The following is a 23577-nucleotide window of genomic DNA, read 5'->3' on the forward strand; positions in this document are numbered from 1 at the left end:
GGTGTCAACTCGACGAAAAGCGTGTCGAGTTGACACCCCTCCCCGCGCGCGGCAAGTGCTGAGGAGCGCTAGACGGGGGAGCCCACCACCCACTACCCGTGGCTTGAGGCTTGGCTTGACTGCTCGGCTTCGCCTTCGCTTGGGCGCTCGCCTGCGGCATCGCGGGCTCGCGTGGCTTTGCTGTCCACTGTGGATGCCGGGTGTTGGGGGCGTTTCGAAACTTAGAAATCGCCCTCTGGGGTGAGATGTCGGCTGACAGCTTTCGTCACGGCGCAATGCGGCAATGATCTCACGGTGAACGTGGACTCCCACCTCGCCGCGGTGGAGCAGGCTCTGATAGCTATGCGGCGCAGTCAGTCACGTCGAGCGCTCGCTGAGTTGGCCGTACCGGCGTTTGACGTGCTCGATGTTGTTGAGGCGGCGGAGCGGACAGGGACGCAGGCGACTGTGTCCAGTGTGGCTTTGGCCTTGCACGTGGATCAGCCGCGTGCCAGCAAACTTGTCACCAGCGCTGTTGATTCTGGGCTGGTGTCGCGGGTTGCGGACAAGGCGGATGGGCGGCGGGTGTTGCTCGTGCGGACGCCTCGGGGGCGGGCTACGTCGGCTGAGTTGCATCGGGCTCGGCAGGCTGCTTGTGCTACCGCCATGGCGGACTGGAGCGAGGAGGAGCGGGTGGCGTTCGCGCGGTTGCTCTCGCGTTTCGTTGCGGTCTTCGGCGCGCGATAATCCTGTTGTGACACTGGATGAGCTGATCGCCTACTGCGCAGGGAAGCCTGGCGCGGAAGAGACGTATCCGTGGGGCGAGGCCGAGTTGGTGTGCAAGGTGGGCGGCAAGGCTTTTGCGTTCATCGGGTTGGACATGCACACCGTTGGGCTCAAGTGTGGTGTTGATGCCGAGGCTGCCGCGCCGTGGCGAGAGCGCTTTCCGGACGATGTCACGGTGAGCGGGTATGTGGGGCGGTACGGCTGGAACACCGTTGCGCTCAAGGGATCGGTGCCCGACGACGACCTGTTGGAGCTGGTCGACGGCTCCTACGAGGCCGTCGTCGCGCGGTTGCCGAAGCGGAAGCGGCCCTAGCCGCGTTCGTCGGGTTGCAGGATGCCGAAGATGTTGCCTTCGGTGTCCTTGTAGTAGGCGAGCAGGCCCACGCCGGGCATCTTGTCCTTCGGCAGGGCCACGGTGCCGCCGTTGACTTCGATGGCCGCGATGGTGGCGTCGATGTCGATCACGCTGATCGTCATGACGTAGCCGTGCACGGGTGCGTCCGGGGCCGGGTCCGGGCCTCGGCGGGGGAGCAGGCCGCCGTTGACGCCTGGTTGGTCGTCGTCGCCGGTGGCGATGGTCCAGTAGGGGATGTCGCCCCACTGTTCGATCTTCCAGCCGAAGACGGAGGAGTAGAAGTTCCGCGCTCGCTCGGGATCTGCGGCGTGGATCTCGAAGTGCACAGGACGTGACATGAGACGGCAGGCTACTCCGGACAGTGGTTGTCCGCATTGGGTTCTACGGTTGGTTCATGGCAATCGGAATCCAGGTGACGATGGACGCGGCGGACCCCGGCAAGCTGGCCGGTTTCTGGGCGGAGGCGCTCGGTTACGTGGTGCAGCCGCCGCCTCCCGGGTTTGACTCGTGGGAGGCCTTCGCCGAGGCGAACGGGTTTCCGCCGGAGACGTGGAACGACTACTCGGCGATCATCGATCCCGAGGGCAAGGGGCCTCGGTTCTTCTTCCAGCGCGTGCCGGAGGGCAAGACGGCGAAAAACCGCCTCCACCTCGACGTGAACGCCGGAGTGGAGGCGGTTGACCGGCTTGTTTCCCTTGGGGCCACGAAGGTTCGCGAGTTCAAGGACAACAAGGGGCATTGGATCGTGATGCTCGACCCTGAGGGAAACGAGTTCTGCGTGCAGTGACCTAGCTGGTGATGTCCTTCGTCTTGAACTGGCGTGCGGCGAGCAGCGTGAAGATGCCGCCGTAGACGAGCGCGGAGAAGGTGCCGCGGGTCATCTCCGACCAGTCGATGTCGGTCGAGAGCAGGTCGGCCCACGCCATCGCGTAGTGCGTCGGCAGGTAGTTGCGCAGGTCCCCGAGCGGCTCGATCTGGTCGAGGATCTGCGACAGGATCGAGACGAGGACCGTGCCGCCGACCGCGCCGAGCGGTGCGTCGGTGGACACGGACAGGAACAGTGCCAGGCCCGCTACCCAGAACAGGTTGATCGCGATGTAGACGACCGCGAGGGCCATGCCGAGCACGCCGTCGCCGAACGGGGCCGCCTCGCCGGTCGGGCTCACCACCTCGCCCGCGCCGTACCAGGCGACGCCGACGCCCAGGGCCACCGCGGGGAGCAGGGCTAGGGCGAAGACGCTGAGGATGCCGCTGCTGATGGCTTTCTGACGCAGCAGGCGGTGGCGCGGGATCGGTGCGGCGAGCAGGTACTTGAGGCTCGACCACGACGCTTCGGACGCGATCGTGTCGCCGAAGAACAGCGCCACGATCATCGGCAGCAGGAAGCTGCTGCTCACGAACAGCGTGAGCACCACGAAGTTGATGCCGCTGGCGGTGGCCAGGTCCACGAAGCCGCCGGAGCGGCGGTTCGGGTCGGACTGCCCGATCTCGAAGCTCAGCGCGAGGATGAACGGCAGCAGCACCAGGAAGCCCAGCACGAGCTGGGTCCGGCGGCGGCGGATCTGCCGTTGCAGTTCAACGTGGATGCGGAGCGTGCGGCGCGCCTTGTAGCCGACCGACGAGCCGTCCGGTGCCACCTCGGTGTGCTGCTGGGCGGCTGCGTCGGTGAGGTCGTTGAGCGCGCCGGGGTCGGTGTGGACGCCGTTCTCGTTCATCGGTCCACCTCGTGGCGGGTCGGTGCCTTCGTGCGGTTCGGGTTCGCGGTCCGCACAGGCGCGAACGCGGGCGTCGCCGCGATCTCGTCCGTCACGTCGAGGCCGGCCTCGGCCAGCACCTCGACCGCGGTGGGGTTCGGGGCGTCCGCCGTGGCGGACGCCGCTGCCATCAGGAAGTCATTCACCGACCAGCTCCAAGAACGCGTCTTCCAGCCTGCGTCGCGGGCCCGCCTGGTCCACTGCCACACCGGCCGCCACGAGAGCGGTCAGAGCGACGGAACGCGGGACGCCGTTCATCGACGCGTGCACGGCGTCCTCGTCCTCGTGCACGTCGTGCACGCCTTCGAGGCCCCGCAGCACATCTGCTGCCTTCGAGGGGGAGTCGACGCGGAACGTCGCCTCGCCGCCTCCTGCCGCGATGTCTGCCACCTCGCCGGCTGCGACGAGCTGGCCCTTGTGCATCACGACCACGTGCGAACAGGTCTGCTCCACCTCGGCCAGCAGGTGCGACGAGACGACGACCGTGCGGCCCGCCGCGGCGTAGCGGCGCAGGACCTCGCGCATCTGGTGGATCTGGGGCGGGTCGAGGCCGTTGGCCGGCTCGTCCAGGATCAGCAGGTCCGGGAGGCCGAGCATCGCCTGGGCGATCGCCAGCCGCTGGCGCATGCCCTGGCTGTACGTGCGCACGCGGCGGTGCACCGCCTTGCCGAGGCCCGCGATCTCCAGCGCCTCCTCGACGTGCGCCTCCTCCACCGGCCGGCCCGTCGCCGCCCAGTACAGGCGCAGGTTCGCGGCGCCGGAGAGGTGCGGCAGGAAGCCGGAGCCCTCGACGAACGAACCGATGCGCGAGAGCACCGGAGCGCCCGGCGTGACTTTGTGACCGAAGACCCGGATGTGGCCCTCGGACGGGTGGATCAGGCCCATCACCATGCGCAGCGTCGTGGTCTTGCCGGCGCCGTTGGGGCCGAGCAGACCGAGGACCATGCCGTGCTCCACGCGGAACGACAGGTCCTTCACCGCCGTCACGCCGCCGGGGTAGGCCTTCGTGAGGTTCGAGATGACCAGCGGCACGTCGGCGAGGTCGGGGTCCGAGTCCTGCGCCATGCGGCGGCGGAACATCGCGATGATGCCGGCGCCGATCAGCACCAGCAGCGCGATCACGATTCCCCACAGGGCTCCCGTTGGGAAGCCCTCGGTGACGTTGCGACCGGGCACCACGGGCACCGACAGTTCGTCGGAGGCCAGTGAGATCCGGTACGCGGCGGGCTGCTCGGCGTTCGCGAACGCCTGGTCCGTCGTCGACACCACGAGAGCCAGCTTGTGCTCGCTCTCGACCGGACGGACGGTGCCGGGCAGTGTCACGGTCACCTCGGCGGCGGAACCGTCCGGCGGCAGCGCCACGCGCAACGGCGCGACGATCGAGCCGGGCAGCGTGCGGGTGCCGTCCGCGGAGACGTCGTAGAGCTTCGCGAACAGGATCGCCTCGCCGGAGGTCTGGTCACCACGCGCGACGCGCAGCTTCACCGTCGACGACCCGGTCAGCAGCACCTGCGAGTCCAGGGCGTCCGAGGTGAACACCGCGGCCTGGCCCGGCATGTCGAGCGACAGCCGCGACGAGATCGCCGACGACCGCGACAGCGCCGAACCCAGACCTGGCAGGTTGCTGATCGACGCCGGGTTGCCGCCCGCCGGGTTCACCACGACCTGCTCGCGTCCGCTGAGCTTCAGCGTCTTGCGCTCGGTCGAGGAGCCCTGAGCGAGACCGGGGTACGACGGCGCCATGACCGTGCGCAGCGACGGCTGGCCGGACGAGCGGAACGCGCCCTGCACCGTGTACTCGAAGCCCGTACCGGGATCGGTTCCCTTGCCGCCCAGGTGGAAGTCCATCCAGTCGGCGATCTCGCCGCGCAGCGCGGTGCCGGGGTTGCCGCCGTCGTGGCCGCCCGCGTACCAGACCATCTTCACCTTGCCGCCGGCCGCGGCGATCTGGCGCGCGGTGGCGTCGGACTGGTCGAGGCCGAACAGGGTGTCCTGCTCGCCCTGCACCAGCATCGTCGGCTGCTTGATCTGGTCGGTCACGGCGACCGGTGACGACTTGCGCAGCAGTTCGAGCGTCTGCTGCGAAGCGCTGCCCGTCGTGGCGACCTCGGTGTAGGCGGTGCAGACCTCGGGCGTGAAGCGGCCGCACGCGCCCAGCGACGGTGTGGGCGGCTGGAGGCCCTGCGCGCCCGAGTTGCCCGGCGCGGGCGCGCTGCCCTGCTGGTTCGACGACTCCCGCTGGCCAGTCTCGGGCGCGTCACCCGTGGGCGAGGAGAGGTCGATGGACGTCATGCCCGCGGAGAAGAAGATGCCCGCCCACGAACGCTTGAAGACGCCGTCCTCGCCGAACGCGGTGGCGGACGGGGTGGCGTCCGCACGCGGGGTCGCCAGCGCCGAGTTCGGCAGCAGCGACTGCGCGAGGTCGTTGTACGTGATGACCGGCACGAGTGTGTCGATGCGCTTGTCGACGCCCGCGAGCAGCAGTGACAACGCACCGCCGTACGACGCGCCTGTCACACCCACGCGCGGGTCGCCGCCGCCGTCCTTCTGCACCTCGTCACGTGTGCCGAGGAAGTCGACGAGCTTCTGGGCGTCGCGGACCTCGCGGTCGAGGGAGTTCAGCGCGATCTGCCCGGTGCTGCGGCCGAAGCCGCGCGCGGACCAGGTCAGCACGACGAAACCACGCCGCGCGAACTCCTCGGCCTGGGTGTGCACGCTGCGCAGACTGCCGCCGAAACCGTGCGCGAGCATGATCGCGGGCGCGGGAGTCTGCTGGGGGAGGTAGAGACGCGTCTCGATGTTCACCGTCTGGGCGCTGTCCGGCCCCTCGGGTGCGTCGATGATCGCTTCTCTGAACGTCACGGGCGCGGGGTCATCCGAGGACCGGGTGAAGTACACGCCACCTGCGACAAGGGCGAGCACGACGACCGCTGCGGGGATTGACCACCTGCCGCGAATGCGGGAGAGGCGGGGCACAGCCATGACGATATGCGAGTTTTGCTGAGAACGACCTGTCGGGATCCGGCGCCGCTCTCAGCATGAGTGGATCTTCAGCCGGGCTTCAGGTAGCGGCGGTTCCGGCCCGAACGACACGCAGCGTATTCCCGTTGCACCTGGTTGCGTGGGTCTGCTCACCCTGTGTGGCGCTAACCGCTCCTCGTGGAGCACAATATTGACGCAGCATGGAGGGGAGTACTCCCTAAGCAGCGGTGTCGTCAATACGGAGCTCGGCGTGGAGCTCCCGGTGCCGTTGGTCGTTCGAGAGTGATCTCGGCGGCGGAGGAGACCTCCGGGTTTATTTGGCGTGCGCTAAGAATCCCGGAGGTTGGATTGTGAACGTCCCCGCATGGATGTGGATCGCGACGATCGGTGGTCTGCTCGTTCTACTGGCCGTGGACCTCGTCATCGTCGATCGAAAGCCCCATGAGGTGACGATCGGTGAAGCCGCCCGCTGGGTGATCTTCTACGTGGCGATGGCCGCCCTCTTCGGCCTCGGGATCTGGTACTTCTCCGGTGGGCAGTACGCCACCGAGTTCTTCGCCGGGTACATCACCGAGTACTCGCTGAGCGTCGACAACCTGTTCATCTTCTTGATCATCATGACGACGTTCAAGGTGCCCTCGATCCACCAGCACAAGGTGCTGCTGATCGGCATCCTGCTCGCGCTCGTCATGCGTGGCATCTTCATCGCGGCCGGCGCGGCGCTCATCAGCCAGTTCAGCTGGGTCTTCTTCATCTTCGGCGCGTTCCTCATCTACACCGGCTGGCAGCTGGCGCGGGAGAACCACGACGAGGAAGAGGAGTACAAGGAGAACCTGATGCTGCGCATGGTGCGCAAGGTTTTCCCGGTGACCAACGACTTCCACGACGCCAAGTCGTTCATCAAGATCGACGGCAAGCGCTACGTGACCCCGATGTTCATCGTGATGGTCGCGATCGGCTCCACCGACCTGCTCTTCGCGCTCGACTCGATCCCCGCGATCTTCGGCCTCACCAAGGAGCCGTTCCTGGTGTTCACGGCCAACGCGTTCGCGCTGATGGGTCTGCGCCAGCTGTACTTCCTGCTCGGTGGCCTGCTCGCGAAGCTGGTCTACCTCTCGATCGGCCTGTCGGTGATCCTCGGCTTCATCGGCGTGAAGCTGATCCTCGAGGCGTTGCACACCAACAACCTGCCGTTCCTCAACGGCGGCGAGCCGTTCCACGTGCCGACGATCGGCATCGAGGTCTCGCTGTCGGTGATCATCGGCGTGCTGGCGATCACGACGATCGCCAGCCTCCTCAAGGTGAAGCGCGACCCGGAGGCCGCGAAGCACGTGGGCGCCAACCACTAACTACAAGACGCTGACGCCGTTCTGGTAGACGGCGCGGATGGCCTGCTTCAGCGTTCCGGCCTTCACGTGCTGCTCGGCGTCACCCTCCACGAGAACGAGATCGGCGAGCTTGCCAGGGGCGAGCTCGCCGAGTTCGTTTCCGAGGCGCATCAACTCGGCGGCGGACGTGGTGGTCGCGTAGATGGCCTCGGCGGGCGACATGCCGTACTCGACCATCAGCGTCAGCTCGTTCAGGTTGTCGCCGTGCGGGCCTACGCCGGAGTCCGTGCCCATCGCGATCTTCACACCGGCCTGGTGCGCCTTCTGGAACGCCTGGAAGTGTTGCGAGACAACGGCATGGGCCTTGTCGAGGATGACGTCGGAGATCGCCATGCCGGCCGCGGCCTGGTCGAGCACCATGCGCGGCGCCATCAGCGTCGGCACGAGCCAGGTGCCGTTCTTGATCATCTCCTCGACGCCCTCGTCGGTGAGGAACACGCCGTGCTCGATGGACCGCACGCCGTTGCGCACGGCCGTGAGGATGCCGTCGCCGCTCATCGCGTGAGACATCACGGCGATGCCCGCGGCGTTCGCCTCCTGCACGATCATCGCGATCTCCTCGTCGCGGAAGTGCGCGTGGCGAGGGTTGCTGCGCGGTGACATCACACCGCCGCTGGAAGCGATCTTGATGATGTCGGCGCCGTGCCGGACGAGCGTGCGGATGACCTTGCGCAGCTCCTCGGGACCGTCGGCCACGGTGTCGGGCAGGCCGGGGTGCAGCGGCGGTGAGATGTGCGCGCCGCACTGCATCCAGTCGTCGTTGTGGCCGCCGGTCTGCGACACCATGTTGACCGCGATCTGCATGCGCGGTCCCTGGATCAGCCCGCGCCGCACGGCTTCCGCGACACCGAGGTCGGCGCCGAGCGCGTCGCGGACGGTGGTGATGCCGCACTCGAGCGTCGCCTTCATGTTCCCGATCGCCTCGTAGAACGGCAGCGAGAACGGCGTGTTCAGCGACCGCACCAGGTCGGCGCCGCTGAACATGAAATGCACGTGGCAGTCGAACAGCCCCGGCAGGACGGTGTGGCCGGTCGCGTCGACCACGGTGTCGCCGTCGAGTCCGGTGCCCACGTCGACGATGCGGTCGCCCTCGACCACCACGTCGCCGGGCTCCGCCGTCCGGCCGGTGAAGACCCTGCCCCCAGAGAACACGATGCGCGTCATACGCGGAAATCTAAGGGCCGAGTCAATTTCTGTGATCCGTCAACAAACAGTTATGAGCGTTGCTAACAAGTTCTGTTAGCGTCCAGGTCGTGCGCCCCGAAGACCTGCAGCTGCTTACCACGCCCGGCACCGTCGCCGTGTCCGGAGACCTGGTGCTGGTCAGCATCACGACGCCCGATCTCGACAAGAACAGCTACCGGGGCGGTCTGCACCGGGTGTTCCCCGATGGCACGACAACGCCGTGGACACACGGTGATCGAGACAATGCGCAGCGCATTTCTCCGGACGGTCGTTCGGTGGCGTTCCTGCGTGTTTCCGGTAAGTCCAAACCGCAGCTCTACGTCGTTCCGGTGGACGGCGGCGAGCCTCGCCGGCTGACCGATCTACCGCTGGGCGCCGGAGCCCCGGTGTGGTCGCCGGACTCGTCCCGCCTGGCTTTCGTGGCCCGCGTGCCCGAAACCGGCCGCTACGGCACGACCGACGACGGCCCCGAGTCCGAGGCGCCGCGCCGCATCACGCGCCTGGACTACCGCGTCGACGACGTCGGCTTCCTCGCCGATCGCCGTCCGCGCGTGCACGTCGTCGACCTGGACGGTGCGGTCACCGAGGTGACCGACGGTTCGTTCGACGTCTCCGACCCGGCCTGGATCGACGACTCGACGCTGGTGTTCGTGGCGCCGCGCGACCTCGGCGCGGTCGAGACCCTGCACTCCGACCTGTACAGCGTGCCTGCCGGCGGTGGCGACGTGTCGCTGCTCGTGCGCGGTGCCGGCGAGGTCTCGATGCCGTTCGTGGCTCAGGGTTCGCTCTTCTGGCTGGGCACGGAGTTCACCGGGATCGACGCGGTGGCGCGCAACCACGGTCTGTGGAAGGCGTCTCTGGACGGCTCCGGCGCGGTTCGGCTCACCGATGTCGAAACCGTTGACGTGGAACGGCTTTCGGGTCAGCCCGTGGCCGACGCTTCGGGTGTTCTGCTCGTCGTGCGCAATCGCGGGGCGTTGGAGCTGCAGCGGATTCCGTTCGACGGCGGTCCTGGCGAGGTGCTCGCCGGTTCGTCGGCCGCGGTTCGCTCGTTCGCCTCGGACGGGTCCACTGTGGTCGCTGTGGTGTCCACTCCGGACAGTCCTGGTCAGGTTCTCTTCGTTGAGACCGGTGTGCGCACGGCGTTCTCGTCGGTGCCTGCGCGTCAGGTCGTGGAGCTTTCCGGCGCGGCCTCCGACGGCTACCCGGTGCACGGCTGGCTCGTGCTGCCCGAAGGCGACGGCCCGCACCCGGTCGTGATGGCCGTGCACGGCGGCCCGTTCATGTACCACAGCTGGGGTTTCTTCGACGAGGCCCAGGTCTACGCCACCGCCGGCTACGCCGTCGTGCTGCCGAACCCGCGCGGCTCGGCGGGCTACGGCCAGGCCCACGGCCAGGCGGTGATCGGCAAGTTCGGCACCGTGGACGTGGACGACGTGCTGTCCCTTTTGGACGTCGCACTCGCTCGTGAAGATCTCGACGCCGAGCGCGTCGGCGTGATGGGCGGCTCCTACGGCGGCTTCATGACGTCCTGGCTGTCCGCGCACCACGGCGAGCGCTTCAAGGCCGCCTGGAGCGAGCGCGCCGTGAACGCCTGGGACTCGTTCTCCGGCTCGTCCGACATCGGCTACTTCTTCACCGACGCCTACTGCGGCACCGACCCCGAGGCTCAGCGCGTGATGTCACCGCTGACCTACGTCGAGAAGATCAACCTGCCGTTCGCCGTCGTCCACTCCGAACAGGACTGGCGCTGCCCGCTCGAACAGGCGCAGCGCATGTTCGTGGCGCTGAAGCGGCGCGGGGTCGAGGCGGAGATGCTGATCTTCCCGGGCGAGGGCCACGAACTGACCAGGTCGGGCCAGCCGCGGCACCGCAGGCAGCGCTTCGACGCGGTGCTGGAGTGGTGGGGCCGCTACCTCAAGGCGTGACGCGGGCAGGCTGCTCCGGCGGGGATCGCCGGAGCAGCCTCCCCGTCAGCTGATCTGGACGCAGGTGGCCTTGTTCTGCCAGTTCACGCCGCCGAGCCGCAGGTCCTCGCTCCGGTCGATCCACGTGGACTTGAGGCCGCTGTTGGGGCAGTCGGCCGCGTCGAAGAGCCTGACGTCGCACTGGTGGGCGGTCGTCAACGAGCCCGCACGGTTGTTCCAGCCCCAGCCAGCGAGGTTGAACAGGCCCTCGATGTCACTGGTGGACGCCGGCGCCGCCTGAGCGACCGCGACGCCCGTGATCAGCGCACTCGCCGCGAACGCCGTGGCCACGGCCAGTCCGGCCACCCTGCGCACCGCCCGAGCCCCCTGCTCCCTGGTGAACATCCTGGGATTCCCTCTCCTCGTGGCCGCGACAGGTCGCCGCGGTTGGGAGTGATCGTGGGAGGCGGGTCGTGCGGAATCCTTGCAGGACTCCTGCAATGCCCAGGTCAGCCCAGCAAGGTGTGCGACACCGCCGCTGCCCGGCGGGCTGGACCCGTTCGGCCGCTGGTGTGCGACCGCGCGCGGCACGAGGGTGTTCCGGTGGAGAACAACGAGTTCCGCGCGGTGGTGCAGGCCAGCACCAGTGGAAGTTTGCCAGTCGTGTTGCCGCCTGACGTCGTCGTGCCGCGTCAGTTGCCTGCCGCGATCGGCAACTTCAGCGGGAGGGCGGACGAACTCGCTGAGCTGGAATCGCTCGTAGGCTCGCGCACCGTTGTCATTTCCGCGCTGAACGGCACGGCCGGGGTCGGCAAGACCGCGTTGGCACTGCATTGGGCGCATGGTGTTGCTGATCAGTTCCCCGACGGCCAGCTCTACGTGAACATGCGCGGGTTCGAGCCGGACCGTGAACCCATGTCACCTTTCGAGGCTGTGCGGGGGTTCCTCGATGCGCTTGGTGTGGCAGGTGATGCCATCCCCGTCAGCCCGGATGCCCAAGCGGCCCTGTTCCGCAGCAAGATCGCCCAGCGCCGCGTCCTGATCCTGCTGGACAACGCGAACAACGTGGAGCAAGTGCGGCCGCTGCTGCCGGGCAGCTCAACCTGCTTCGTGCTCGTCACCAGCCGAAACCGGCTGTCCGGCCTCGTGGCTGAGCACAACGCCACGCCGCTGCGGCTCGACCGTCTGTCCAACGCCGAGTCCGTGGACTTGTTGCGCTCTCGTCTCGGCGATGTCGATCCCACCGTGCTGGCTGAGACCGCCGATCTGTGCGCGGGTCTGCCACTTGCGCTGACGATCGTCGCCGCACGGATCGCGTTGGAGCCCGATCTCCCGATCTCGGAAGTGGTCGCCGAACTGCGCGCGGACCGGCTTGAGGCATTGGAGCTGGATGAAGGTGGCCGTGGCGCGCGAGCGGTCTTCTCGTGGTCGGTGCGGGCGCTGCGAGAGCCGGCGTCGAGGCTCTTCCGCCTGCTCGGGCTGCATCCCGGGCCAGACATCGACATGCACGCCGCCGCTGCTCTGGCCGGGTTGCCGGTGGCGGTGTGCAAGAAGCTGTTGAGGGAGTTGGTCAGTGCATCTCTGATGGACGAGTACCTGCCTGCGAGGTTCCGCTTCCACGACTTGCTGAGGTTGTTCGCGCGCGAGTTGGTGGGCGCGGACAAAGATGCGGAACTTCGAATGCTCGGGTTCTACCTCCACACCGCATGGGCCGGAGACCGCGCGTTGGTGTCGCAACGGATCGGAGTTGAGCTGCCGTCGTTAGGTTCTGTGGTGATCCCGCTGAGCTTCAACGGTCCGGTTGACGCGGGAGCGTGGTTCGCCGCTGAACACGCTGTGCTCACCGGAATGATCGGTCACGCCGTCACGGCAAGATTCGATCAGCACGCGTGGCAGTTGGCACTGACGATGCGCAGTTACCTTGACACGCAAGGACATTGGCGCGGCTATGAGTCCGTGTACCGAGCCGTGGTCCCATCAGTGAACCGGCTCGCGGATCCAGTCGCGCAGGCACGCGTCTACAGAGGGCTCGGCAGGGCGTTGAGCAGGTTGGGCGACTGGGACGAGGCGGAGAGGGTGCTGATCCGCGCCCTGGAACTCGCCGAGGAAGCTGACGACCGCAGGCAACAGGCACACAGCCAGGAGGCGTTGTCTTGGCTGTACTCGGAGCGTCTTATGCATGAGGAGGCGCTGGTCCACGCTGTGAAGGCGCTCCAGCTGCATCCGGAAGAGAACAGCGCCGCCTGGCGCGGCTACGCCCTCAACATGGCCGGGCGGTGTTTTGCGGCGATGAACGAACTGGACGAGGCGTTGCCGCTCACCTTGGAAGCGTTGAAGTTGCACCGCGGGCTTGCCGAAGGTGACAAGACCGGTGAGGCAGAAGCACTCAACACCCTCAGCTTCATCAAGCTGAAACAGGGTTCGTACGACCAGTCGTTGGAAAGCGCGGAGAACGCCCTCTTGCTGCACAAGCGCCTGGGTAACCGGCCTGGGCAAGCAGAGGCGTTGGAACGCATCGGCGACGTGCACCTGGCGATGAACGAACGCGATGACGCTCGCACGGCTTGGGAGCAGGCGCTGGTGATTCTCGAGCACCTGCAGCGCGCCAATTTGGCCGATGTCTGGAGGAAGCTGGCTGATCTCGGCTGAGGTATCAACCCAGCAGCGTGTAGTTGAGCTCCTCGCACACCCGCGCCAGCGGCAGGTCCAGGCCCGGATGGTCCAGCGGCAGCAACACGTCCGGCGCCGCGGGCAGCCCGGAAGCCCCCGGCGGGTCCCACAGGCAGATGGCCGGGTCGCCGGAGTCCATCGAAGACCGGTACCAAAGCCCGTCCAGCTCCGGATAGGCCGCCCGGATCGCCCGCGACCACGCCTGCGTCACCAGCTTCGGCCCCGTGGAGATCTCCTGCGACGCACCGACGCGCGTAGGCCACAGCCCGCCCAGATCCAGCAGCCTCAACGTCCGCCGAGGACGTAGGACCACGAGGAACGGGCTGCGGGTGCGGCGGTCGACGATCGAGGTGGCCTGGAAGACCTCGGCGATCGACGTGCGGACGGAGAGGCCGAAGTACAGGACGCCGTTCTCGTGGTCCTGGACCGGGGAGCCGTCGTCGGCGGGTTGTTGCGCGTCGAAGCGGGCGTGGGGGAGTGGGCCTGTGTAGCGGAACGTGTTCCAGCGTTGGGGGTGGGAGCCCTTTGCCGTGAACACGCGCACCAGGCGGGTTGCCCGGTGCACCGCCACCACGTCCTCGGTGCGGCGCAGGTGTGCTTGCAGCACGGCAGGGGCAGGCGGCTGCGGAAGCCGTGACATTCGGGTCCTGTCGGGTGTTCGGGAGCGCTCAGGCGGGGGTGCCGAGCACGGAGGCCAGGGTGGCGACTCGGCGCGGGTCTCCTCCGGCGAGGAGCCAGTCGCGCGGGGTCGCGGGCTTGCCGTCCACTGGCAGGTCCTCCTGGAGGGTGGTCATGAACGCCGCTACGACCAGGGCCGGTTGGTCCGACGGGATTTCCGTCAGCACGGTTTCCAGGCCTGGCAGCACGCCGGTGCCCGCGAACTGCCACGCGGGCAGGCGCCAGCTGCCGCGGTCCTTCCAGCCCACGAGCCTGCCGACGCCCAGGCGGTGCCGGATGCGGCTGGTGTCCACCTGGAGTTGGCGTGCGGCCTCGGCGACGGTCAGCGCCGAGTCGCGCAGCACGGCGTGAGCCACGACCGTGCGGGTGCGGGGCTTGGCGTCGGTCGGGCCGGCCGGGGACAGGTCGAGGCCCACGTCGGTGAGCGCTGCCTGCTGGTCCGGGGTGAAGTACGTGGCCGGTTCCGGGTGTGGTGGAGCGAGCCTTCGCGCCGCGTCGGTCACGAGGGCGAGGAACTCGTCGGGGCTCACCTGCAGGCCGGCCTTGGCCAGCACCGTCTCCAGTGCGGGACTCATGCGCACAGAATAACCCGCGCGTGCGCATCTGTGCGCCCTACGAACGGCTTAAGCAGGAACGTTCGACGTTGTGCGCTCACGCGACGACGCTACGTGAGTTCCGCCGGTCCAGACCGGTGACGTGGGCCTCATGTGGCACATCGATACCATTCCCCGATGCACCTGGACCGCACCGCCAAGCGGGTCGTGGTGGCGTGGGCCGCCGTCATGGTCGCCACGCTCGCCTACGTCATGATCCGCCCGCCGGGGTGGTCGCTCGACCTGCGCGTCTACCGCAACGGCGGCGATGCGCTGCTGCAGGGCCTGCCGCTCTACGTCGAGGGCTTCGCGAAGCCGCTCGGTGGCCCTGACCTGCCGTTCACCTATCCGCCGATCGCCGCGGCGCTGTTCAGCCTGCTGGCGCTCGTGCCGCTCGTCGTCGCCATCTTCGTGGTGGCCGCGGCGAACCTCGCGATGCTCACGCTGTTGTGCCTGATCGCGGCGCAACGCGTGCTCGGCTGGGGTCCCGAGGCGGTGAAGTGGGGCCTGGGTGCCGCGGCGGTGTCGTCGATCTTCGACCCGCTGCGCGAGACGCTCTGGTTCGGTCAGATCAACCTGCTGCTGGCCGTGCTCGTGATGGCCGACTGCTTGCTGGAACGCACCCGCTGGTGGCCGCGCGGCGCGCTGATCGGGCTGGCCGCGGCCATCAAGCTGACGCCGGCGTTCTTCGCGTTGTACTTCGTCGCGCGACGGCAGTGGAAGCCCGTGTTCGTGTCCATCGGATCGTTCTTCTTCTTCGGACTGGTGGGGTTCCTCATCACGTTCAGCGACGCGAAGGAGTACTGGACGCACGCGCTGCTCGACCCGAGCAGGGTCGGACGCCTGACCTACGCGTCGAACCAGGCCATTCGCGGCACGTTGGCGCGCTTCGGGCTGGAGAACACGGCCCAGGTCGCCGTGTGGGCCGTGCTGGCGCTTCTGGTCGTGGCGACGGTGTGGTGGTTGGCGTCGCGTCTGGGCGACGTCGAAGCCTTCTTCGTGGTCGCGATCGGTGGTCTGCTGATCTCGCCGGTGTCATGGGGACACCACTGGGTGTGGATCGCGCCCGCGCTCGTGCTGTTGTCGCGCCCCGCGTTGCGCCGTCACTGGGCGCCGTGGCTGATCGTGGCGGTGTTCGCGGTCGGGCCGCACTGGCTGTTCCCGCGCGACAACGACGTCGAGCAGCACTGGGCGTGGTGGCAGCAGGTGATCGGCAACCTCTACGTGTTCGTCGGCGTCGCCGTGCTGGTCACGCTCGCGGTGCGGGTTGTGCGAGACCGGCGTCGAGCCGCTTCAACCGCAGGCTGAACAGCACCAGCACCACGCCCCACAGGATCGCGAACGCGCCGATCGTGATCACGAACGCCAGCGCGCCCGCCGCCGGGTTCACGATCAGGATGATGCCGAGCAGCACCGTCAGCGCACCGGTGATGACGTAGAACCACTCGTTCGTCATCACCTTGCGCAGGCGGATGGCGTCGACGATCTGCAGCACACCGGTGACGAGCGCCCACGCCGCGATCAACAGCAGCAGCGCGGTCGCCGTGATGCCCGGCCAGAACAACGCGATCAAGCCCGTGACCAGGCCCAATGCGCCGATGAGGCCGAGCGCCCAGCGGGCGGGCCACTCCTTGTGGGTCAGCGTCAGGTACAGCATCATCGCGCCGTCGATGAACGCGTAGGCGCCCCACAGGATGATCAGGGCGAGCAGGGTGAGGCCGGGCCAGATCAGAGCGGCCAGGCCGAACAGGACAGCGAACACTCCGCGCACCGTGAAGAGCCACCACCGTTGCATGGTCACAGATGGTCTCGGCTGTCGGTGGGGTCGGCAACCTGAGACCCTCGTTCGGTGCTGATCCGAGTGGCTGACTGGGAACGGATCCGTTCCGGCGAGGTCACGCTGCAGTTCCGGCGGTGGAAGCGGCCGACGGTGCGTGCCGGCGGGACGTTGCGCACGTCGTTGGGCGTGCTGGCGATCGACGCGGTGGACGTCGTGTCGCGGGTGACGAGGGCAGAGGCGGTGGCGGCCGGGTATCCGACGGTGGCCGCGTTGATGTCCTCAGTGGACAAACGCGAGGGTTCGCTTTACCGGATCCGGCTGCGTTTCACAGGCGAGGATCCGCGGATCGAGCTGCGTTCGTCGTCCGATGTGGACGGACTGGAGCTGGCCGAACCGGCGGTGGCGCTGCTGCGGCTGATCGCGGCGAACCCCGGTGTGCGGGCCGCGGATCTGGCCGCGTCGGTGGGCCGCGAGAAGCTGCCGTTCAAGGCGGACGTCCGCAAGCTCAAGGCGAAAGGGCTCACCGAGTCGCTCGAAGTGGGGTATCGCCTCTCCCCGCGGGGAGAGGCGTACCTGCGAACGCTTGCGGACTAGCCCTGGCCCGTGATGATCGACACCGCGAGGTCCTGCGTCTGCTCGGTGACCTCAGCGACCTGGAAGTCGTGCGCCACCACGTGCGCCACCAGTTCGGGCTCCGGCGGGAGGCCGTACTTGCGCAGGTAGTGCGGCACGGCGCCGGCCCAGATCCAGGTGCCGTCGGTGCGGAAGTTGAGCGGCACGTCCTGCTCGCCGTTCTGCGAGAACTCGTCGAGGTCGTAGCTGCGCGCGGCCAGTACAACCGGCGCCGACTCGAGGTAGTTGAGCAGGCCGTCCATCAGCTGCGGGTCGACGGGCTGGCGGTTGACGATGATGCGGCCGTCGTCGCTTTTGCCGTCGTACACGCGCGCGGTCCGCAGCTCGTTGGAGCCCGCGAACTGGTCCGGCTGGTCCGGCGCGGTCAGCGGCGAGACCTGGTACTCCTGCTGCGGATTCGCCGGTGGTGCCAGCACCGGTGCCGGGTCGGGCTCCGGGGCAGGCAGCGGCGGCAGGCCGACGCGCTGGCGCCACCAGTCCGGGATCTGCCTGTCCGGGCGCGGGAACGTCTGCAGCTCGTCGCGGAAACCGATGGGCGGCGGCGCGTTGCGCCAGCGCGGCTCGTCCTCTGCGTTGAAGTCGACGGTGAACGCCGCCGGCGCCTCGATCTCGTACGTGGCGCTCAGCCAGGTGCCGCGGTCCGGGTGGTACATGCCCCCGCGCAGGTGGCCGAACATCTGCACCACGTCCATCGGCGGCCGCACCGGGCGCAGCTGCCCGTCCGGTCCCGCGAACGCCAGATCGACCTCGATGTGCCGTCCGGCCGCGCGGTACTCGGCCCGGATGCGCTGCCAGCCCTGCGGTACGGCCGGCAGCATGGCACGGCCGATCTGCCGCACCAACTGCTGCTGGTCCTGCTCGCTCAGCGGTGTAGCCGGCTGGCTCATGTGGTCCTCGCCCCTCTTTTCCCCGTGCAAACCGCAGTGATCTTATCGGGCGGCCGCAGCTCGCGCGGGCCGGTCGCACACTCCACGCCGTTGACACCACGCTGAGTGGGTGTTGCGTGCGGACCGGTCAGGAGGACGCCTGCGCGAGACCTTCGCGATACCAGTCCGGCTGGTGGGACTCGACGCGCGGAAAACGCTCCTGTTCCAGCGCGAACTGCTCGGGAGACGGCTCGCTCGTGAAGTCCGGCTTCCGGTCCCAGTTGAACTTGATGTTGAACTTGTCCGGCCGCTCGAGCTTGTACTGGGCGCCGAACCAGGTTCCCTCGCCCTCGCCGTACATCCCGCGCCGCAGGTCCTGGAAGCGGTGCCACGTCTCCAGCGGCGGGTCCCAGTCGCGCATGACGCCGTCGGACCGGGTGAGCCCGACCCTTCCGTTGCTGTGACTGCCGACCACGCGGTACTCGATCGTCAGCTTCTGCCAGTCCTCCGGCAGGACCTCGAGCAGCATCACCGTGAGCCGGTCGAGCACTTCCTTCTGTCCTGCGGGGTCGAGCGTCGGCCAGCCTGTCATCGCGTTCCGGTCCTCCTTCAGGTCGGTCGCCCGACCCTATCGTCAGCCCTGCCAGCCTTCGGTCTCCGCCGTCGCGGCGAGCTCGACCTGCTCGCGCAGCCAGTCCGGCATGTGCTCGTCGTCGCGCGGGAAGAACTCGAGGTCGCGGACGAACGAGTAGGGGTGCGGCCAGGCGCGCCATTCGGGCTTCTCGTCGTAGTACAGCTGGACGTCCGGCTCGGCGCCGTCCTGGATCGTGATGGTGGCGGAGTACCAGGTACCCCGTCCTGGCTCGTAGCACGCTCCGCGGAACTGGTCGAGCTTCTGCGAGAACACGTCGGGCATCGCGTACGACTTGGGCGTGCCGTCCTTCTTCACCGCGGAGGCGGTCGACGTGTCGGTGAGGACGGTCGACTGCACGGAGAACCGAGCGCTTTCCCAGTTCAGCGGTGCGGACAGCTCCATGATCTCGAGGAGTTCGCCCAGAAGCCGCTCAGCGTCGGGCGTAGGGAGTGTTGGGACCATAGTTCGTGATCTCCGGAACGTTCTTGAAGGTCTTCTTGATCACTTCGGACGACGCGACCGTACCGTCGGCGTTGTAGACGACCTGGGTGTAGCGCATCGTGACGGTCTCGGGCAGACCGTCCTCCCGGCGCGTCATCTGCACCTGGTAGTCGGTGACAGCGTGGAGGTTCGGGTCCTGGCGCACGAACTCGGCCAGCCGCGACTCCTCGGCGCGCCACGAGGCCGCGTTGCTGAACCCGTCCCTGTTGTGGCCGCTGTTCGACGCGTTCATCTGACCGAACATGTTGATGTACTCGCCGGGGCCGCCCGCCTCGTTCGCGACGATGTGCCCGCCGGCCCACCTCACCTGCTCGTAGTCGGTGCCCTCGTAGGCGGCCCTGCCCTCGCTTCCCGCACGGTTCTGGGCGCTGTAGTCGCCGGAGTCGTCGCGGAAGTTGCCGTCGGACCTGCCGTAGCTCGGCGTGCCGGACACGGAGTCCGTCTGGCCGCGCTCGTTGGTGTGGAAGTCCCACTGGTCGTTGACGCGGTACTGCACGTCACCCATCAGCGGGTAGTCGAGGTCCGGGTTGAAGCCGTGCATGTCGGGCGTGGCGCCGGCCTTCGAACCCGAGGTCGCCTCGACCCACTTCACGTTGCCGTCGGCGTCGGTGAAGAACGTCGTGCGCGTGCCGTTCGCGTTGCTGACGTTGAACTGCGTGTTCGGCGGCAGGCTGGTGTGGTCCGGCGGCAGCGCGTGGCTGCGCAGCGGCTCCGGGACCGTCGGCACGTCCTCGGCCGCTCGCGGCGGGCCGGGGATGTCCCGGACGCGGTCGCGTGGCGGTGCGTCGACGTCCCGCGGTGAACCCAGGTCGTCCGGCGGGTTCGGGTCGCGGTTGAAGTGCGTGTTGTTCGGGTCGTTGTGGCCCGGCCGGTCGTAGTCGACGAACCTCTCGTCGAAGTCCGCGGCTTGCTCGTCGATCCGCTCGCGGGCAGGCGGTGCTTCGTACTGGTTGTCCGGGCTCGCCGCGCGGTCCCGCGCGTCGGTGGGGTCGAGGTCGGTGTCGTTGTCGTGCGAGCCGGGCGCGAAGCCGTCCTCGCTCGCCCTGGTCCTGGACCCGTCCGGGTGGTGGGTCTCCCACTCGCCGTTCGGGGGGATCCGGGGCTCGCGGGTGCCGTCGGGACGGATGTCGGCGTCACTCGAGAAGACACGGCCGTGGCTGTCGGTCCAGGCGGGCCTGGTCGGGGCGACCACCGGCGCGTCGAGGTGCCGGGACAGCTGCTGGGCGAAGTCGTTGCTGCCCGCGTCACACCCGATCAGGCGAACGGGCCGGCTGCCGTCGTACCCGCTGCGCCGCAACATGTCCGCGTACTCGGCCGGCGTGTAGTCGTGGCCGCCGATGCGCGCCCTGCCGTCGGGCGTGATGTGGACGTCCGCCGTGAAGAAGCGCGGGTCGTTGGGGACGCGGTGGGGCAGGTCGCCCATGTCGCTGTCGCCGCCGTGGTGGGAGACGCCGGCGGGGGTGGACTCGGCGTGCCTCGCGTGCGCCTCTTCCGGGCTGGGGCGGTCCGCGGGCGGGGCGTCCGGGTCGTGGCTGTTCGGGCCGTCGGGGTCGCCGTCGTGCGGGCGGTCCGGGGAGTTGTCGTGCGGCCTGTCGGCGTCCGGGGCGTGGTGGGGCGCGTCGGGGCTGTGGGGCGCGTCCGGGCCGTGCGGGGTGCTCGCGTCCGGACGGTGCGGGGTCGCGGCTTCCGGACGGGTGGAGTCCGGGGTGCGGTGCGGGGCCTCGGCGGTGTCGGTGCCGCGGGAGCGGGGGCCGTCCGGGCTGTGCGGCCGCGAGCCGTCCGGCCGGGTGCCGTCCGGCCGGGTGCCGTCCGGCCGGGTGCCGTCCGGCCGGGTGCCGTCCGGCCGGGTGCCGTCCGGCCGGGTGCCGTCTGGTCGCGAGCCGTCCGGTCGGGTGCCGTCGGGGCGGTTGCCGGGGCCGCTGCCGTCCGGTCGCGACGGGGAGTCGGGACGGTGTGGCGCGTCCGGACGGTTAGGTGCGTCGGGACGGGACGGGCCGCCGTGTGGTGCGTTGGGTGAGTGGGGAGCGTTGGGCCCGCCGTGTGGCGTGTTGGGTGAGTGGGGAGCGTTCGGCCCGTCGGGCCGCGACGGGGTGAACGGGCCGTTGTGCGGTGCGTCGGGACGCGTCGGTGCATGCGGCGCGTCGGTGCGCGACGACGGCGTGGTGCCGCCGCCGTGGGGAGCGTCGGTGCGCGTCGGTGCGTTGGGTCCGCTGTGCGGCGCGTCGGGTCGTGATGGTGTGGACGGTCCGTGGGGTGCGTCCGGCCGTGAGGTGGGCGTGTTGGGCCCGCCGTGCGGGGAGTCAGGACGTGATGGTGTGGACGGACCGTCGGTGCGCGTCGGCGTGTTGGGTCCGCTGTGCGGCGCGTCGGGGCGCGTGGGCGCGGACGGGGCGTTGTGCGGGGTGGGCTGGGGAGCGTTCGACCTTGACGGGGCCTGCGGGGCGTCCGTGCGGGCAGGCGGTGCCGAGGGGGAGTTGGGGCTGTGCGGGGCGTTCGGGGCCGTCGGTGCGGACGACTGCGGGCGCATCGGGGAGTCGGTGCGCGGGGCGCCGGCTGCCGGCGGGCCGCCTGCGGAGGGGCTGTGCGGAGCGCCCGCTGAAGGAGCGTGCGGGGTGCCGGCCGGGGGCATGTTCGGAGTGGACGGTGCTGAAGGAGCGTGCGGGGCCGACGGAGCCGCGGCGGACGGAGTGGTTGCGCGGCTTGGCGGGGTCGCGTCCGGGCGGGCGGCGTTCGGGCTGCCGGCCGATGGGCTGTGCGGTGCGCCTGCCGAAGGAGCGTGCGGAGCGCCCGCCGAAGGAGCGTGCGGGGCGCCTCCCGACGGGGCGTGCGGCATGCCGCCTGACGGGGCGCCGCCTGAGGGCAGGCCGCCTGACGGGGCGCTGGGTGATGAAGGCATCGACGGGGCGGACGGGGGCGGCTGCATCGAGGCGGGGCGTGCGGGGGCGTCTGCGCGGGAGGCAGAGGTCGACATGTCCGGGGTGCGCGGCGCGGGTGCGCCGGAGCCCAGGTCGCCGCGGCTGCCGGGGGTGCCGGTCCAGCCCTGGCCGCCGGTCGCGGGACGGCCCGCGGCAGGGGAGGACGGTGCGCCGGAACCGCCGGCGTTCGGGGCGCCGCCCATCGGGCCTGCCTGGGACGGGGCCGACGGGGAGCTGTCCGGGGTGCGCGACGGGGCGTTGGGCGCGTCGGCGCGGGTTGGGGCTTCCAGCGGTGGCGCCACCGAGGACTGGACGGTCTGGCCCGTGTTGCGGACCGGAGCCGGGGCGTCCGGAGTGGAGGACGGGCTCGTGTGCGGGGCGCCGGGGCTCGCGGGAGACGGGGAACTGTCCGGAGTGCGTGTGGAGGACGGGCTGTCCGGCGTCCGCGACGGCGCGTCGGGGGAGGAGCTGTCCGGCGTCCGGGACGGCGATGGCGTGTCCGGTGTCGACGAGCTGTCCGGGGTGCGCGACGGTGAGGGCGCGGACGACGGCGACGAGCTGTCCGGGGTTCGCGAAGGTCCGTCCGGCGTGGAAGAAGTCGATGGGGACGAAGGAGACGACGTCGACGGGGACGAGGGAGAGGGCGAACTGTCCGGCGAGGACGACGGCGAAGAGGACGAAGGCGAAGACGGCGAGCTGTCCGGAGTGGACGAAGGCGAACCGTCCGGAGAGGACGAAGGAGAAGAGGACGAAGGTGCGCTGGGCCCGCCGGAAGGCGAGAGGTCCGGCGAGTTGGTGCTGTGGAACAGGCCACCGGGCTTGATGGACTTCGTGGAGATCACGTCGAGACCGGTCACCTTGCCGACCAGCTTGCCGACGACCTTCATGATCTTGGTGAAGATCTCGACCAGGCGGCCCAGCAGCGGCGAGACCTTCTTGATGGTCTTGATGAGCTTCTGGATCAGCTCACCGATCCTGGTCGCCCACTTGGAGATCGCGGTCACGGCCTGCGCGACGATCACCGGCGTGCCGAAGCCCAGCGTGAAGACGGCTTCCAGGACCCACGTGATCAGCTTCGCGACCAGGTCGGCGATCAGGTCGCGCACCATCTCGCGCACGAACCCGACGACCATGCCCATCACGCCGACGACGGTGCCGACCGACCCCGCGGTGGAAGCGGCGCCGGACAACGCGTCCAGCTGCTCGCCCGCGGCCTTGCGGTAGGAGTCACCGGCCGCACCGGTCCACGACGCGGTCTGGTCGACGGCGGCCTTGTAGTCGGCCGCGACCTTGCCGAGCTCGGCGGAGACGTTGCCCCACGTCGTGGAGTACGACTGGATCACCGGCGGGTCACCCGCCAGCCAGTCCAGCGCCTCCTTCAACGGCTGCATGTGCTCCATCAGGAACGACGCGGCGGAGGACAGCAGCGTGCCGAACGGGTCGATCGCCATCGAGGCCGCGTCGGCCACGAGACCGACGACGCCGAGGCCGCCCTCGATCCAGCTGCCCTCGGAGATGCCCTTGTAGGCGTCGACCGCGGAGTCGGCGATGGAGAAACCGGTCGCCCAGCCGTTGTCACCGGTGCCGGCGTTGAAGAAGCCGGACGGTTCTGCGGGGGCCTGTGCCACCAACGGGTTCGGTGTGGACATCAGAAGCCCTTCAGCGACTTGGCGATCTGGTCCTCGACCTCTTGGTAGTGCTTCGCGGTCTCGGTGATCTTCTTCGAGGTGGCGTCCATCGCCTCGGCGACGCCCTTGATCGCGTTCATGCCCCACTGCTCAACGGGGTCGAGCAACATCCGGAACGGCTGGCAGATGATCCCGTACGCGTCGGTCGGCATCGACACGGTGTTGGCCGCGTCCATCGCGCCCTGCAACCGCCCGTGCAAGCCCTCCAAGGCCTTGGCGTGCGCTTCCAGCACGTCCGACGTGACGTTGAAACCGGAAGTCATCGAACCCCCTCAAGTTCGAG

22 protein-coding genes are annotated in these 23577 nt (G+C 69.0%); 8 read left to right on the top strand and 14 right to left on the bottom strand.

The window, feature by feature from the left end; all coding sequences use genetic code 11:
* The first annotated feature begins 342 nt into the window (after positions 1 to 342).
* Positions 343 to 726 carry a MarR family winged helix-turn-helix transcriptional regulator gene (locus tag ACWGE0_RS38650; RefSeq protein WP_452265908.1) on the top strand — a complete coding sequence of 128 codons (384 nt, stop codon included), beginning with the start codon at positions 343 to 345 and terminating at the stop codon, positions 724 to 726.
* Positions 727 to 733: 7 nt separating this feature from the next.
* Positions 734 to 1078: an MmcQ/YjbR family DNA-binding protein gene (locus tag ACWGE0_RS38655; RefSeq protein ID WP_452265837.1), complete on the top strand. Its 345-nt coding sequence runs from the start codon at positions 734 to 736 to the stop codon at positions 1076 to 1078.
* Here ACWGE0_RS38655 and ACWGE0_RS38660 read toward each other — a convergent pair.
* A complete protein-coding gene (locus ACWGE0_RS38660; RefSeq protein WP_452265838.1) occupies positions 1075 to 1458 on the bottom strand; it encodes a VOC family protein in 384 nt (127 codons plus the stop codon). The genes ACWGE0_RS38655 and ACWGE0_RS38660 overlap by 4 nt on opposite strands.
* 56 nt (positions 1459 to 1514) lie before the next feature.
* Between ACWGE0_RS38660 and ACWGE0_RS38665 the strand changes: the two genes are divergently transcribed.
* Positions 1515 to 1907, top strand: coding sequence for a VOC family protein (locus ACWGE0_RS38665; protein ID WP_452265839.1), 393 nt, complete (start codon positions 1515 to 1517; stop codon positions 1905 to 1907).
* A 1-nt stretch (position 1908) separates the two neighbouring features.
* On the opposite strand, the gene ACWGE0_RS38670 is transcribed toward ACWGE0_RS38665, so the two are convergent.
* Genes ACWGE0_RS38670 through ACWGE0_RS38680 form a run of 3 tightly spaced genes read right to left on the bottom strand, consistent with a single transcriptional unit; the run spans position 1909 to position 5856 of the window.
* Complete coding sequence (locus ACWGE0_RS38670; RefSeq protein WP_452265840.1) at positions 1909 to 2835, bottom strand: ABC transporter permease; 927 nt, start codon at positions 2833 to 2835, stop codon at positions 1909 to 1911.
* The gene (locus ACWGE0_RS38675; protein WP_452265841.1) at positions 2832 to 3020 is read right to left on the bottom strand and encodes a hypothetical protein; all 189 of its coding nucleotides are present in this window, start codon (positions 3018 to 3020) and stop codon (positions 2832 to 2834) included. The genes ACWGE0_RS38670 and ACWGE0_RS38675 overlap by 4 nt, the downstream gene beginning before the upstream one ends.
* On the bottom strand, positions 3013 to 5856 hold the full coding sequence (locus ACWGE0_RS38680) for an alpha/beta fold hydrolase (protein ID WP_452265842.1): 2844 nt from the start codon (positions 5854 to 5856) through the stop codon (positions 3013 to 3015). The genes ACWGE0_RS38675 and ACWGE0_RS38680 overlap by 8 nt, the downstream gene beginning before the upstream one ends.
* 350 nt (positions 5857 to 6206) lie before the next feature.
* Here ACWGE0_RS38680 and ACWGE0_RS38685 point away from each other — a divergent pair, with 350 nt between their 5' ends.
* Positions 6207 to 7205, top strand: a complete 999-nt coding sequence (locus tag ACWGE0_RS38685; protein ID WP_452265843.1) for a TerC family protein — start codon at positions 6207 to 6209, stop codon at positions 7203 to 7205.
* Here the strand turns inward: ACWGE0_RS38685 and ACWGE0_RS38690 are convergent, their stop codons facing one another.
* Positions 7206 to 8408, bottom strand: a complete 1203-nt coding sequence (locus tag ACWGE0_RS38690; protein WP_452265844.1) for an amidohydrolase family protein — start codon at positions 8406 to 8408, stop codon at positions 7206 to 7208.
* Positions 8409 to 8497: 89 nt separating this feature from the next.
* Here ACWGE0_RS38690 and ACWGE0_RS38695 point away from each other — a divergent pair, with 89 nt between their 5' ends.
* Positions 8498 to 10357, top strand: a complete 1860-nt coding sequence (locus ACWGE0_RS38695; protein ID WP_452265845.1) for a S9 family peptidase — start codon at positions 8498 to 8500, stop codon at positions 10355 to 10357.
* Between the two features lie 45 nt (positions 10358 to 10402).
* Here ACWGE0_RS38695 and ACWGE0_RS38700 read toward each other — a convergent pair whose 3' ends face one another.
* A complete protein-coding gene (locus tag ACWGE0_RS38700; RefSeq protein WP_452265846.1) occupies positions 10403 to 10741 on the bottom strand; it encodes a hypothetical protein in 339 nt (112 codons plus the stop codon).
* 198 nt (positions 10742 to 10939) lie between these two features.
* Here ACWGE0_RS38700 and ACWGE0_RS38705 point away from each other — a divergent pair, with 198 nt between their 5' ends.
* Positions 10940 to 12985: an ATP-binding protein gene (locus ACWGE0_RS38705; protein WP_452265847.1), complete on the top strand. Its 2046-nt coding sequence runs from the start codon at positions 10940 to 10942 to the stop codon at positions 12983 to 12985.
* Between the two features lie 4 nt (positions 12986 to 12989).
* On the opposite strand, the gene ACWGE0_RS38710 is transcribed toward ACWGE0_RS38705, so the two are convergent.
* Both ACWGE0_RS38710 and ACWGE0_RS38715 read right to left on the bottom strand, forming a co-directional pair.
* Positions 12990 to 13646: an RES family NAD+ phosphorylase gene (locus ACWGE0_RS38710; protein ID WP_030466547.1), complete on the bottom strand. Its 657-nt coding sequence runs from the start codon at positions 13644 to 13646 to the stop codon at positions 12990 to 12992.
* A 28-nt stretch (positions 13647 to 13674) separates the two neighbouring features.
* On the bottom strand, positions 13675 to 14259 hold the full coding sequence (locus tag ACWGE0_RS38715) for a DNA-binding protein (protein ID WP_452265848.1): 585 nt from the start codon (positions 14257 to 14259) through the stop codon (positions 13675 to 13677).
* A 156-nt stretch (positions 14260 to 14415) separates the two neighbouring features.
* Here ACWGE0_RS38715 and ACWGE0_RS38720 point away from each other — a divergent pair, with 156 nt between their 5' ends.
* The gene (locus ACWGE0_RS38720) at positions 14416 to 15585 is read left to right on the top strand and encodes a glycosyltransferase 87 family protein (RefSeq protein WP_452265849.1); all 1170 of its coding nucleotides are present in this window, start codon (positions 14416 to 14418) and stop codon (positions 15583 to 15585) included.
* Here the strand turns inward: ACWGE0_RS38720 and ACWGE0_RS38725 are convergent.
* Positions 15527 to 16072, bottom strand: a complete 546-nt coding sequence (locus ACWGE0_RS38725; RefSeq protein WP_452265850.1) for an HdeD family acid-resistance protein — start codon at positions 16070 to 16072, stop codon at positions 15527 to 15529. The genes ACWGE0_RS38720 and ACWGE0_RS38725 overlap by 59 nt on opposite strands.
* 54 nt (positions 16073 to 16126) lie before the next feature.
* Here ACWGE0_RS38725 and ACWGE0_RS38730 point away from each other — a divergent pair, with 54 nt between their 5' ends.
* The gene (locus ACWGE0_RS38730) at positions 16127 to 16651 is read left to right on the top strand and encodes a hypothetical protein (RefSeq protein ID WP_452265851.1); all 525 of its coding nucleotides are present in this window, start codon (positions 16127 to 16129) and stop codon (positions 16649 to 16651) included.
* Here ACWGE0_RS38730 and ACWGE0_RS38735 read toward each other — a convergent pair.
* The 5 genes from ACWGE0_RS38735 to ACWGE0_RS38755 all read right to left on the bottom strand — a co-directional run bounded on the left by ACWGE0_RS38735 (position 16648) and on the right by ACWGE0_RS38755 (position 23557).
* The gene (locus tag ACWGE0_RS38735) at positions 16648 to 17577 is read right to left on the bottom strand and encodes a hypothetical protein (protein WP_452265852.1); all 930 of its coding nucleotides are present in this window, start codon (positions 17575 to 17577) and stop codon (positions 16648 to 16650) included. The genes ACWGE0_RS38730 and ACWGE0_RS38735 overlap by 4 nt on opposite strands.
* Before the next feature lie 127 nt (positions 17578 to 17704).
* Positions 17705 to 18148, bottom strand: a complete 444-nt coding sequence (locus ACWGE0_RS38740; RefSeq protein WP_452265853.1) for a hypothetical protein — start codon at positions 18146 to 18148, stop codon at positions 17705 to 17707.
* Between the two features lie 42 nt (positions 18149 to 18190).
* A complete protein-coding gene (locus ACWGE0_RS38745) occupies positions 18191 to 18652 on the bottom strand; it encodes a hypothetical protein (RefSeq protein ID WP_452265854.1) in 462 nt (153 codons plus the stop codon).
* The gene (locus ACWGE0_RS38750; RefSeq protein ID WP_452265855.1) at positions 18621 to 23255 is read right to left on the bottom strand and encodes a hypothetical protein; all 4635 of its coding nucleotides are present in this window, start codon (positions 23253 to 23255) and stop codon (positions 18621 to 18623) included. Before ACWGE0_RS38750 ends, ACWGE0_RS38745 begins: the two co-directional genes overlap by 32 nt.
* Positions 23255 to 23557 carry a type VII secretion target gene (locus tag ACWGE0_RS38755; protein WP_452265856.1) on the bottom strand — a complete coding sequence of 101 codons (303 nt, stop codon included), beginning with the start codon at positions 23555 to 23557 and terminating at the stop codon, positions 23255 to 23257. The genes ACWGE0_RS38750 and ACWGE0_RS38755 overlap by 1 nt, the downstream gene beginning before the upstream one ends.
* Between the last annotated feature and the right edge of the window lie 20 nt (positions 23558 to 23577).

The organism is Lentzea sp. NPDC054927 (assembly GCF_053610285.1).